The organism is Exiguobacterium sp. H66 (genome assembly GCF_018618705.1).
Taxonomy (GTDB): Bacteria; Bacillota; Bacilli; order Exiguobacteriales; family Exiguobacteriaceae; genus Exiguobacterium_A; species Exiguobacterium_A oxidotolerans.
The window spans coordinates 440655-453346 of sequence record NZ_JACSMQ010000001.1 but is presented as its reverse complement, the minus strand read 5'-3'; the positions used below and the strand labels follow the sequence as shown (position 1 = coordinate 453346).

General features: G+C 44.5%; 13 protein-coding genes. 9 read left to right on the top strand and 4 right to left on the bottom strand.

Annotation, left to right across the window (positions count from 1 at the left end; genetic code table 11):
• Positions 1-204 precede the first annotated feature (204 nt).
• Positions 205-339, bottom strand: coding sequence for a hypothetical protein (locus KNP88_RS15725; protein WP_256442617.1), 135 nt, complete (start codon positions 337-339; stop codon positions 205-207).
• Between the two features lie 138 nt (positions 340-477).
• Here KNP88_RS15725 and KNP88_RS02330 point away from each other — a divergent pair, with 138 nt between their 5' ends.
• On the top strand, positions 478-1752 hold the full coding sequence (locus KNP88_RS02330) for a protoporphyrinogen/coproporphyrinogen oxidase (protein ID WP_214892141.1): 1275 nt from the start codon (positions 478-480) through the stop codon (positions 1750-1752).
• A 144-nt stretch (positions 1753-1896) separates the two neighbouring features.
• On the opposite strand, the gene KNP88_RS02325 is transcribed toward KNP88_RS02330, so the two are convergent.
• Entirely contained in the window at positions 1897-2286 is a 390-nt protein-coding gene (locus KNP88_RS02325) for a disulfide bond formation protein B (protein WP_214892139.1), read from the bottom strand.
• 65 nt (positions 2287-2351) lie between these two features.
• Between KNP88_RS02325 and KNP88_RS02320 the strand changes: the two genes are divergently transcribed.
• The 5 genes from KNP88_RS02320 to KNP88_RS02300 all read left to right on the top strand — a co-directional run bounded on the left by KNP88_RS02320 (position 2352) and on the right by KNP88_RS02300 (position 7772).
• Positions 2352-3242, top strand: coding sequence for a transcriptional regulator CcpC (locus tag KNP88_RS02320; RefSeq protein ID WP_029330966.1), 891 nt, complete (start codon positions 2352-2354; stop codon positions 3240-3242).
• Positions 3226-4338, top strand: coding sequence for an N-acetyldiaminopimelate deacetylase (locus KNP88_RS02315; RefSeq protein WP_214892137.1), 1113 nt, complete (start codon positions 3226-3228; stop codon positions 4336-4338). The genes KNP88_RS02320 and KNP88_RS02315 overlap by 17 nt, the downstream gene beginning before the upstream one ends.
• Positions 4339-4572: 234 nt before the next feature.
• Positions 4573-5961, top strand: coding sequence for a cytochrome ubiquinol oxidase subunit I (locus tag KNP88_RS02310; RefSeq protein ID WP_029330964.1), 1389 nt, complete (start codon positions 4573-4575; stop codon positions 5959-5961).
• A 12-nt stretch (positions 5962-5973) separates the two neighbouring features.
• Positions 5974-6999, top strand: coding sequence for a cytochrome d ubiquinol oxidase subunit II (locus KNP88_RS02305; RefSeq protein ID WP_088837471.1), 1026 nt, complete (start codon positions 5974-5976; stop codon positions 6997-6999).
• 104 nt (positions 7000-7103) lie between these two features.
• Positions 7104-7772 (top strand): potassium channel family protein, encoded by a 669-nt coding sequence (locus KNP88_RS02300; RefSeq protein ID WP_029330962.1) that lies wholly within the window; start codon positions 7104-7106, stop codon positions 7770-7772.
• A gap of 31 nt (positions 7773-7803) precedes the next feature.
• Here the strand turns inward: KNP88_RS02300 and KNP88_RS02295 are convergent, their stop codons facing one another.
• Positions 7804-8580, bottom strand: a complete 777-nt coding sequence (locus KNP88_RS02295) for a Cof-type HAD-IIB family hydrolase (protein ID WP_214892135.1) — start codon at positions 8578-8580, stop codon at positions 7804-7806.
• Positions 8581-8751: 171 nt separating this feature from the next.
• On the opposite strand from KNP88_RS02295, the gene KNP88_RS02290 reads away from it, so the two are divergent.
• Both KNP88_RS02290 and rnjA read left to right on the top strand, forming a co-directional pair.
• Positions 8752-8970, top strand: coding sequence for a DNA-dependent RNA polymerase subunit epsilon (locus KNP88_RS02290; protein ID WP_088837469.1), 219 nt, complete (start codon positions 8752-8754; stop codon positions 8968-8970).
• Entirely contained in the window at positions 8967-10634 is a 1668-nt protein-coding gene (rnjA, locus tag KNP88_RS02285; protein WP_088837468.1) for a ribonuclease J1, read from the top strand. The genes KNP88_RS02290 and rnjA overlap by 4 nt, the downstream gene beginning before the upstream one ends.
• A gap of 54 nt (positions 10635-10688) precedes the next feature.
• Here rnjA and def read toward each other — a convergent pair whose 3' ends face one another.
• On the bottom strand, positions 10689-11228 hold the full coding sequence (def, locus tag KNP88_RS02280) for a peptide deformylase (RefSeq protein ID WP_029330958.1): 540 nt from the start codon (positions 11226-11228) through the stop codon (positions 10689-10691).
• Between the two features lie 378 nt (positions 11229-11606).
• On the opposite strand from def, the gene pdhA reads away from it, so the two are divergent.
• On the top strand, positions 11607-12689 hold the full coding sequence (gene pdhA / locus KNP88_RS02275) for a pyruvate dehydrogenase (acetyl-transferring) E1 component subunit alpha (RefSeq protein WP_026827895.1): 1083 nt from the start codon (positions 11607-11609) through the stop codon (positions 12687-12689).
• Positions 12690-12692 lie beyond the last annotated feature (3 nt).

The following is a 12692-nucleotide window of genomic DNA, read 5'->3' as shown; positions in this document are numbered from 1 at the left end:
AAGTGCTATCAAGAGAAAAAGCGTCTTTATTCGTTGCTTTCCTAGGGCGAGGCGCAAGCCGTTGCTCCTTGGTCCTTACGGACAACGAGCAGGGTCTTGTCTGCCTCTGAAAGTGCGTTAAAAACGCACTTTTTCCCGTAGGAGTCAACGAAACATGACGCTTTTTAGCTAATACCGTGACGGAAAGCCGGGCATGGAGACGTTTTAGAGCGCAATCCGTTTCGAATCGCTTAGAACCGCGAAAAGCAATCGGTCGCGACCCTGCAGCTTTGCTGTAGCGGCGTGACCGATTGCCGCTTTGAAGACGAGGCGAGACAGGGAAGCGCGAACGGATTGCATCTCGATACCATATGTTTACGCTTTTTAATAGTTTGTCTACACGCTGAAACGACATCCTTTAGGGGTGTCGTTTTTTTTGTTTGGAATCGGGAAAAGAATCAAGAAAAGGGAATTGATGCTTAAAAGGAGGTGCGTCGAGTGGAAAAGATTGCAGTCGTCGGTGGTGGGTTAGCTGGTTTATCAGTGGCAGCACTTCTCGCGGTTCAAGGAAAGGAAATTCATCTGTACGATGCCGGTTTACTGGGGGGGAGGGCAACTTCGCAAGTGCTTAAAGGATTTACGTTCAATTATGGAGCGCATGCTGTTTATGGGCGTGACCAATCAGCACTCCGTTCATTAATTAAACAATTGAAGCTTAATGTGACATGGCTCGATTTTTCTTCTTCTAAGGCGAAATATGAGTTTGCTGGACATTTGACTGCGGCTCCTGCGAATGCACTCGGCCTGTTGAAGACAGAACTAGTGGAAGGAACCGATAAGGTGCGTTTCACATGGGCGGTCGTTAAAACACTATTGTCACTCGAACGTGGAGAGTCGGAAGTTTCAATTGGGGACTGGTTGGTCCAAGAAAAGGTCGAAGACGATGTCTCAAGGTTAATGCTCGATTTAGCTTCGAGTAATTTTTTCACTTCCGAACCCGAAAATATTCCGTCATCTGTCTATTTTGCGTATTACCGGAAACTATTTCGTACGCGCAAACCGGTTTCATATATTGCTGGAGGTTGGCAAACCTTAATTGATGAACTCGAACGCGTTTTGACGGACAACGGGGGAGAAATCCATCGGAAAACCAAGATTACAGCGATTGAACAAAGTGGGGGAGGTTATCGATTACGCGATCGCCAAAAAAATGAATGGTCGGCCAAGCGTGTAATTCTCGCGATACCTCCTCGCGAGATGCGTAAAGTTGCATTACCATTGCCGATCCAGCACTTTATTGAACCATACGCGCAGTTTGAACCAGCCGAAGCCCTAGTCTATGATGTCGGAATCAGTCCTTACATTGATACTCCTTTTTCTTATGTATTCGATCGAGACCATCAAGTCTTCGTCACGGATTTGTCACACTATGATGCAAGCATTTCTCCGAAAGAGGGACAAGTCCTACAAGTCGTCGCATATCTTGATCATAAACAGGTCAGTCAAGCGACATATATTGAAGAAAAAGTACAGCACGCCCATGACTTATTAGATCACCACTATCCAGGGTGGCGAGATCGCCTTGTGACAGAGCGGACGATGAAACGCGCAATCGTTCAAGAAATCAAATGGAAGATGGGACAAAGGCCGTTGCCTTGCTTTTTGGAAGCGGATACGTCGATTGCTTTCGTAGGTGATTGGTGTGAAGGAGAAGGTCAGTTATCGGAATTATCTTTTTCAAGTGCTTACGCGGTGTCGAGGGAGTGGCAGTGAAACGGTCAAGCATAGTATCGGCATCGGAATGAAATGAAAAACCCGAGCATTCCTGTTATCGAAATGGAATCGCTCGGGTTTCCTGTGCGTTAATTTTTGTAGTGAGTTCTACGTGACGCATTTGTTTGAACAGATATCTGCAACTTATGCACTTTTTTTATTCGGGTAAAAGGCAACGATCAATAAGAGGGTGAAGGCGATTAAACTCATCATTGGGATTGTCAAAAAACCGAAGTAGTTGACCCATTGAATCAGGCAACCATTCGTACAGAGTGCCTCGCCATCCGGGAGGCGTTCGAGAACAACGTGATAGGCAGCAACTGCCCAACCGATTCCAACATATAGTCGAACGAAAAGAGCATCGACGGGGCGATTCCGAAAGAGTGTAATGATTAAATAAAATGCCGTCGTATACATGAACAAGCGTTGCCACCAACAAAGTGGACAAGGGATGAAACCGCGAACTTCACTGAAGTACAGACTTCCTAAGGTCGCAATCGTTGAGACGATTAACATAAAATGATAGCGTGACATATGTACCTTCCTTCCTAACGTGTTAAACTAATGCCATCTTATATCATGAGGAGTCGAATCTTACATTGCAAGTGTCGGAAATGGAAATGTTGATAACTTTATCGGAAGAGCTGAATATGCGAAGAGCAGCCGAACGTCTTTTCGTCTCGCAGCCGGCACTCAGTCAACGATTGGTTGCGATTGAGCGCAGGTGGGCGACGAAGTTGTTCATTCGTTCTTCCCGTGGATTAAGCATTACGCCCCAAGGAGAAAAAGTCATTGGGCTCGCAAAAGAAATGAATCGAAAAGAATTAGAACTAAAAAGTGAACTGACTGCCGAAGAAGGGGCAGTCTACGGAACCCTTCGGATTGCGGTCGCCTCCATCATGGGTCAATATTGGTTGCCACGCGTGTTGAAACGTTTCGTGGAACGTTACCCGCATGTACGCGTCCAACTCGTAACAGGGTGGTCGAGTGAAATGATGCGGCATATGCTCGAAGAACATTTTCATATCGGCATCATTCGAGGTAATCCGGACTGGAAGGGCGTCAAGGAACGGTTGTTCTCAGACCCGCTCTATCTTGTTGATAGTGAGTTGACGACGCTTGAACAGTTGCGTAAGACGGACCGACCATTCATTCAGTTCAAAAGTGATTCGACGTACTATCAAGAAATACTCGAGTGGTGGCAGGATCGTTTTTCAAGTCCGCCTGCGCGGACGCTCGTCGTCGACCAAATCGAAACTTGTAAACAAATGGCGTTACACGGCATTGGATTCGCGATTTTACCAGAGTCAACGATTCAAGAATCGAGCGAAGTGATGCAGATTCCGTTGAAGACGTCTTCGGGTAAAGTACTGAAACGCGATACATGGATTTTATCGACGGAATCCATGCTTGAGTTAAAACAAGTCCAAGCCTTTTGGGACATCGTAAAAGAAGAAGGGGGAAGTCAGTCAGATGGAATACGCGATTGAAATGCGAAGAGAACTTCATAAAATACCTGAATTAGGATTCAAGGAGTTCAAGACGCAAGCCTTTATTTTAAATCAGATTCGCTCTTATCCTGAAGACCGCGTCAGCTACGATACGTTTGAAACAGGTGTTTTCGTTCGTGTTAAAGGGTTGACCGGAAATCGAACAATCGGTTACCGCGCAGATATCGATGGTTTGCCGATCGAAGAAGCGACGGGTCTTCCTTTTGGTTCGGAGCATCCGGGAATGATGCACGCCTGTGGGCATGACGTCCATGCGTCAATTGCGTTAGGTCTGCTTCGTCGTCTTGTCGAGTTACCGATCATGGATGACGTCGTCTTCTTATTCCAACCGGCAGAAGAAGGTCCGGGTGGAGCGGAACCGATGATTAAAAGTCCATTATTCGAAAAATATCGTCCGAGTGAAATGTATGGTCTCCATGTCGCACCTGAATATCCGGTCGGGACAATTGCGAGTCGTCCTGGCGTATTATTTGCCAGCGCGCGGGAAGTTCACATCACGATTTATGGTCAAAGTGGTCATGCTGCATTTCCACACTTGACGGTCGATACGGTCGTTGCTCAGGCTGCACTCATCATGCAGTTGCAAACAATCGTCAGTCGATCAATCAATCCGATGAATTGTAGTGTCATCACGATTGGCAAGGTCGATGCGGGGATTCGTGAAAATGTTATTGCCGGTCGAGCTGTGCTAGATGGAACGATGCGTGCGTTGAACGGTACTGACATGGAAAAATTAGAAGAACGGGTACGTGACATCGTTCGTGGAATTGAAGCATCATTTGGCGTGAAAATTGATTTGCAATTTGGAAACCGCTATTACGAAGTCGTTAATGATCAAAACGTCGTCGATAAATTTTCTTCATTCGTTAAGATGAATACAAATTATGTTGAATGCGACGCTGCGATGACGGGTGAAGACTTTGGATTCATGTTAAAAGAAGTCCCAGGCATGATGTTTTGGCTTGGAATCGATAATCCAACGTCCGGTTTACATCAGCCGACGTTGAATCCGGATGAAGAGGCGATCCCATTTGTGATTAATTTACTGGATCATTACTTCCGTGAATATGTGTAAACTGAATGAATCGTAAAAAGACTGTAGAAATGCCCTTTACTTTGCCTTAAATCGAAGTAAAGGTTTTTCATTTAGCGAGATCATCTAGTTTTCGAACGTTTTGTGAAGAAAATCACGAATAGATGTGAACAATTTGTTACATCAAACATTTAGAACAGACACAAATGATTATGTTCTCTATGATACGGATATAAACATATATAGAAGTACGTTTAGGAAGAGGGGGGCACACACATGTTCAATGATCCAGTTATGCTCAGTCGATTATTGACAGGGCTCACATTAGCATTTCACATCATTTTTGCAACGATTGGTGTAGGAGTTCCGTTGATGGTACTCGCAGCCGAGTACATTGGAATTAAACGAAAAGATCCAGATTATATTCTTTTAGCACGACGTTGGACGCGCGGTTATATCGTAACGGTAGCGGTCGGAGTCGTTACGGGGACGGCAATCGGATTACAATTATCGCTCTTATGGCCTTCATTAATGCAAGTAGCCGGACAGACGATTGCTTTGCCACTCTTCATGGAAACGTTCGCCTTCTTCTTTGAAGCGATCTTCCTTGGGATTTACTTGTACACATGGGATCGCTTTAAGAATCCATGGTTACACTGGTTAATCGGGATTCCGGTCGTCATCGGGGCAACGGCGTCAGCCTTCTTTATCACGACAGTTAACTCGTTCATGAATTCTCCGGAAGGTTTTAAAATTGTCAACGGAACGTTAACACAAATCGAACCGTTAAAAGCGATGTTCAATACGGCAACGCCAACAAAAGCGACACACGTCATTGTATCTGCTTACTTGACGGTCGCGTTCATCTTAGCAGCAATTGCCGCGTTCCATTTATTGCGTAAGAAAACATTGTCCGCAGCCGAGACGGCGTATCACAAAAAGGCACTTCGTCTGACAGTCATGGCTGGATTGATTTTCGCCTTCTCGACAGCGCTCGTCGGTGATTTTTCAGGAAAGTACCTTGCGAAATATCAACCTGAAAAATTAGCAGCAGCGGAGTGGCATTTTGAAACGACAAATGAAGCAGAACTGATTTTCGGTGGAATTTTGGATGAGCAAGAAGATGGTAGTTATGACATCAAAGGTGCGGTTAAGATTCCATACGCCTTGTCAATTCTTGCAGGTGGAGCACCAGATACAGAAGTCATCGGTCTAAATGAATTTGCGAAAGAAGACCAAGCGCCTTTATTCGTCCACTATTTCTTCGATATCATGGTATCGATTGGGATGTATTTAGCAGCGATTTCCGCCTTGTTCATACTCGCATTCCGACTGAAAAAGTTGAACCCGTATAATAAATGGTTACTGCGCGGTATTTTCATTGGTGGACCACTTGCCATCGTTTCGATTGAAGCAGGTTGGATGTACGCAGAAATCGGACGTCAACCATGGACGCTATATGGTATTATGAGAACGGCTGACGCAGCGACGACATCTACTGCAGTCGGACCGATGCTGATTCTATTCAGCATGTTGTACCTCTTACTTGGTACGATTTGTACAGTCGTATTGCTCCGTATGTTTAAGAATAATCCTGTCGGTAAAGAACTCGCAGACGATCACCATACTCGCGGTGAAGCGATGTTTGCGGACGATAAAGAATAAGGAGGGAACGAGTTGGACATTCAAACACTAGGAATAACCGTACTTTGGACGTTCCTCTATGGATATCTCATCGTTGCCTCAATTGACTTCGGTGCTGGATTTTACGCATTTTACTCGAAATATACAAAACGAGATCATTTGACGAATCGATTGATTTTACGTTACCTTTCGCCCGTTTGGGAAGTGACGAACGTTTTCTTCGTCTTCTTCTTTGTTGGTCTCGTCGGGTTTTTCCCGGACACAGCTTATTACTACGGAACGGCACTTCTCGTGCCTGCATCAATCGTACTCGTTCTGATTGCGATTCGCGGCAGCTTTTATGCCTTTGCGAACTACGGTTCGAACGATAGTATGTTCTATACGTTTCTCTATGGTGCGACGGGGCTCTTGATTCCGGCTGCGATGTCGACGACGTTGACGATTAGTCAAGGTGGCTTTATTCGTAAAACGAATGAAACGGTTGAGTTTTTAGGGACGAAATTGTTTACGAACTTTTATTCCTGGTCAGTCGTAGCACTCGCGATTGTCTCTGTCCTTTATATTAGTGCGATGTTCCTTTTGTTCTACGCAGATAAGGCGCGAGATGTAGGGGCGAGTGACTTGATTCGGAAATGGGCGCTCTTTTGGAGCATTCCAACGATCATCGTCTGTGGACTTGTGTTCTTTGGTTTAAAGAATCAAGCCGCATGGCATTATGAAAACATTTTGAATGGTAACTGGTGGTGGTTCGCAGCAAGTTTTGTGTTCTTCTGTGTTGCAGTCGCACTCGTCTACCTGAAGCGGAATTATGGAATTGCCTTTATTGCTGTCATGGCTCAATACGGAGTTGCATGGTTCGGATACGGCTATACTCATTTACCGTATATCTTATATCCGTACATCGATATCAATAAAGCGGTCGTTAACGAAACAATGGCGACGTCGCTTGTCGTAGTCTTTATCTTCGGACTATTATTATTGATTCCGGCACTCTATCTGATTTTACGATTGTTCCTGTTTGATAACGATTATGTCAGAGGCGAAAAAGTAAAAAAATAGCGAGATCTTAAACGCCTTCACGCACTGTGAAGGCGTTTATAGTATTTTAAGAAGGAATCGGGTACACTACTACTGACGAAGCGAAATCTGAAGGAGAGTTGAACATGAATGGAGAGTTTGCAGTAATTGGTTTGGGGCGTTTTGGTGGTTCGATCGTCCGTGAATTATCGAAGAATGGCTATGACGTTCTAGCGATTGATTCGGATGAAGAACGTGTCAATGAATATATGGGGATTGCGACACACTCCGTCATCGCCGATACGACGGATGAGAACGTATTGAAAAGTCTTGGAATTCGAAACTTTGATCACGTCATCGTTGCGATTGGGGAAAACATTCAAGCTTCGATTTTGACAACGTTGATTTTAAAAGAACTCGGTGTTAAATCGATCACTGTCAAAGCGACGAACGATTACCACGAAAAAGTATTGCGGAAAATCGGTGCTGACTTCATTGTTCACCCGGAACGTGACATGGGGGTTAGGATTGCGAACGGTCTGATGAGTTCGAATATTTTGGATTATCTTGACCTGTCTCAAGAATTCTCAATCGTTGAAATCAAGGTAAGCGATCGCATGGCAAACAAAACGTTGATTGATCTTGATTTACGAAGTAAGTACGGCGCGAACGTCGTCGCCATCAAACGGGGAGAAAATGTCATGATTTCGTTACAAGCTGATGAAGTCATTGAAAAGGGCGACTACCTTGTCGTCATTGGAGAAAACGAAGATTTGGATCGTCTCGAACGAGCCATCCATAAAGTAAAAAGCTGAGGGATCTCCTCAGCTTTTTTTTGTATCCCTTTTAAATTAATTGGAATTTTTTTAAACCGTGCGCGATGCCGTCTTCAAGAATGTGTTTCGTGACGAAGTCGGCGGCGGCTTTTGTTTCGTCTAATCCATTGCCCATCGCGATGCCTGTTCCGACGTAGCGGAGCATCTCGAGATCGTTCAGTGCGTCACCGAAAGCAAACGTATCTTCACGTTTGATATCCGTTAAACGGAGGAATTGTTTAATTCCATCGGCTTTCGACGATCCGGCATTGATGACGTCCATCGCTTGTGGGTGCCAGCGAATGAAATCGAATGCTTGGTAGTTTTGCGTATAAATCGATTCTTCTTCTGCCTGGCAATAGACGAGGGTTTGGAAGATATCGTGCGTCTCGTAAGCTTCTTCACTATAAGCAGGGAGGGGAATATCGAGCGCGCCGAGTGACGTCGCGACGGTCTCGTCTGTTTGACGCGTCGTGAAGCCTTGTTTCTCGCCGAGATAAACAAGTGTGTGCCCATTCTCTTTTGCACGTGATGTTAAATGTTTCAAATCATCGACGGGTTGCGGACGTTTATAGATGACTTCATTTTGATGAACGACGATTTGACCGTTGTAGCCAATGACGGTATCGATGCCGAGTTGCTCACGGACGCCTGACAGCATTGCAGGACCACGCCCGGTCGCGATGGCGACGTAAACGCCGTTTTCCTGTAGTTGTTTGATTGCCTGTTTTGTCGATTCCGGTATGAAATGACCATCGTGAAGCAAGGTTCCATCGATATCGAAAAAGACGACTTTTTGATTTGCCATGGTTTCACCTTCTCTATTTAATTGGCTGAATAGCCGTTTACAAATGAAAGTATAGCATAGCGCCTAGGTTCAAGCAGATATCAGTTGTTGAATAAGGATGAAAAAATGAACCGTTTTCGTGTATACTAATCTAAGGACAAAAAACAATGGACTGATAAGGAGTTGCTAAGTATGATTTTTAAAGTATTTTATCAACCGCTTCGTTCGGAAGCACCAGTAAGAGAACGGACAGAGGTTATGTATGTTGAAGGAGAGAGCATTCGTGACGTGCGAACATCGATTGATCATCTCATCAAAGACATTAATGTTGAATTCATCCGCGAAGTAAGTGGAGAATTCCTAGAGTACGAAAAACAAAGTGTTGACTACAAGGTAGCGACGTTCGCATGAAGTTCGTCAAAAACCACCAAGCAGCCGTATTCGCACTCGGCGGTTTAGGAGAAATCGGGAAGAACACATATGTGGTTCAATTCCAAGATGAAATCATCGTCATTGATGCAGGGGTCATGTTCCCAGAAGATGAATTGCTCGGAATCGATTATGTTATTCCAGATTACACGTATTTAATCAAAAATAAAGATAAAGTCAAAGGTGTGTTCATTACACACGGACACGAAGATCATATCGGCGGACTTCCTTTCTTATTAAAACAAGTGAACTTACCGATTTATGCGGGGAAAATTGCCCTTGGTTTAATCAAGGTCAAATTAGAAGAGCATGGTTTATTACGGACGGCGGAACTTCATGAAATTGATGAGGACTCGATCATCAAGTTCCGGAAGACAAGTATTTCATTCTTCCGGACGACACACTCGATTCCAAATTCGTTCGGTGTCGTCGTAAAAACGCCACAAGGCAATATCGTCCATACGGGGGACTTTAAGTTCGACTTCACACCAGTTGGGGAGCCTGCTGACTTAGCGAAGATGGCAGAACTCGGAAAAGAAGGCGTACTTTGTCTCTTATCTGACTCGACGAATGCTGAAGTTGAAGGATTTACGATGAGTGAACGGGTTGTCGGTGAAACGATTTCGGATGTTTTCCGGAAAGCAGATGGACGAATCATCTTTGCGACGTTCGCCTCGAACATCTATCGTCTCCAACAAGTCGTCAATGCCTCGGTCGAAGCAGGACGGAAAATCGTCGTCTTCGGTCGAAGCATGGACAAGGTCATGATGATTGGACAAGAGCTTGATTTCATCAAGGCACCTAAAGGAACAATCATCGAACCGAATGAAATGAAACGGTATAAATCGAATGAAATTACGATTCTTTGTACAGGTTCGCAAGGAGAGCCGATGGCAGCGTTAAGCCGAATCGCCAATGGGACACACCGTCAGATTTCAATCATTCCCGATGATTTGGTCATCTTCTCGTCTTCACCAATCCCAGGAAACGTTGTTTCGGTCGGGAAAACGATCAACCAGCTGTATAAAGCAGGAGCAGACGTGATGTATGGTAAGCTCAATGATATCCATACGTCAGGTCACGGTAGTCAGCAAGAGCAACTCTTGATGCTGCGCCTACTCAAGCCGAAGTACTTCATGCCGATTCATGGTGAATACCGCATGTTGAAAAAACACATGTCGCTTGCGATGGATGCGGGTGTTCCGGAAGAGAACTGTTTCGTCATGGATAACGGTGAAGTCTTAGCACTCGATGCCAATGCAGCAGCGATCACTGGTAAAATCCAGGCGAATGCGGTATACGTCGATGGAAAAGGTATTGGAGATATTGGAAACATCGTGTTACGCGATCGTCGTATTCTTTCGGAAGAAGGACTTGTCGTCGTCGTCGTCACACTCGACTCGAAAACAAACCGTCTTGTTTCTGGACCGGACATCATTTCTCGTGGATTCGTCTACATGCGTGAATCAGGCAACTTAATTAAAGATGCGGAGCGCTTGTTGAAACGTTCGTTAGAACAATCATTAACGAACCGAAACACGAAGTGGACAGATATCAAACAAGTCATCAACGATACATTAACACCTTATTTAACTGAAAAAACACAACGTCATCCGATGGTCATGCCGATCATTATGGAAGTTTAACGAAAAAAGCCATTTCCTGAATCAGGAAATGGCTTTTTTGTTTCAAGGCTGGGTTCACGTAGCTGGCCCATATTCCTTGAACGGTTCTTTTTTGTCGATCCGATCGTAGAACATGATGCCGTCTAAATGATCATATTCATGCTGGCAAACGATGGCTTTCATACCTTTTAATCTTAATTTTACAGGAATTCCGTTATGATCGATGCCAGTAAGGGTAATACGCATATAGCGTGGCACGTGACCTTCGACTTCACGGTCGACGGATAGGCAGCCTTCACCACCAGTTAAAAACGTCTGTTCGACAGAGTGGCTGATGATTTTCGGATTATAGATTCCGAACTCTAAAAGATCGTCGCCGTCTGGAAGTCGAATCGCGAACATCCGCTTATTGACACCGATTTGAGGAGCAGCAAGACCTATCCCGCTACGCAAATCGTACTTTTCAGCTATTTCATCATCTTGACTGTTAGCAAGAAACTCGCGCATCAAGCGCATCGTTTCTTTATCTTCCTCACTGAGTGGGAAAGTAACTTCCACCGATCGTTCGTGAAGCGTCGGAACTTCTTCGCGTACGATTTCATTCATGGTGATCATGAACAACACCCCTTTCATCTATAAAAATTATAGCACAAGCGAAAGGGGAAATTCATAACTAACACAGTTACAAATAGTTGAATAGTACAGAAGGAGAAACAGAAGGTTTTTGTGAAAGGCGTCACAAATGACGGTCGTAAAAAAAAATAAAACATTTCCTTTGATTTTATAGGCGTTACAGTTTTATACTTGTAACGTAATGAACAAGACATCAAATCGTGTCGAGTCATGTTAATACAGTTTACTCAACTGAATAGGTACACAGATATATGTTCAAGAAAGGTCACACGGGACTTCGATTTTTGAACACTATTGGTATGTGGGCAAATCAGTCAGAGGAATATTTCGCTGAGCACAGTGAAAGGATGAGGTGAAAAGATGAACTTAAACATGTTTAAAAACGTGGAAGAAAACTTTGAAACGTTCCGCATTCTTGACGAGAAAGGTGAAGTCGTCAATAAAGACGCTATGCCGGATCTCTCAGATGAAGAATTAACGGAATTAATGCGTCGTCTCGTATACACACGTATCTGGGACCAACGTGCAATCTCACTCAACCGTCAAGGACGTCTTGGTTTTTATGCTCCAGTAGCAGGACAAGAAGCGTCAATGATCGGAACACAATTCGCACTCGATAAGGATGACTGGATTCTTCCTGGATACCGTGATATTCCACAGATGGTCTTCCATGGCTTCCCACTCTACAAAGCATTCTTGTTCTCACGTGGACACATCACAGGCGGTAAGATTCCTGAAGGTGTGAACGTCTTAATGCCACAAATCATCATCGGCGCACAAATCGTTCAAGCTGCCGGTGTTGCACTCGGTCTTAAGAAAAGTGGTAAAGAGCAAGTAGCAATCACATATACAGGTGATGGCGGTTCTTCACAAGGTGATTTCTACGAAGGAATGAACTTTGCTGGAGCATTCAAAGCCCCTGCAATCTTCGTCGTTCAAAACAACCGTTTCGCAATTTCGACGCCGGTTGAAAAACAATCAATGGCAAAAACAATTGCACAAAAAGCGGTCGCTGCCGGCATCAACGGTATTCAAGTTGACGGTATGGACGTTCTCGCAGTTTACGCTGCAACGAAACAAGCACGTGTCGAAGCACTCAACGGTGTACCGACATTGATCGAAACACTCACGTACCGTTACGGACCACACACACTCGCTGGTGATGATCCGACACGTTACCGTACAAAAGATATGGATGATGAGTATCAAGCTCAAGATCCACTCGTTCGTTTCCGTGCGTTCATGGAAACAAAAGGTCTTTGGAACGAAGACAAAGAAAACGAAGTCATCGAGCAAGCAAAAGCTGATGTGAAAGAAGCACTTGCACAAGCTGACAAAGAACCAAAACAAAAAGTTACTGACTTCATCAACGTGATGGCTGAAAAGTTACCACAAAACCTGCAAGAGCAGCTTGATGAGTATACAGCAAAGGAGTCGAAATAACCC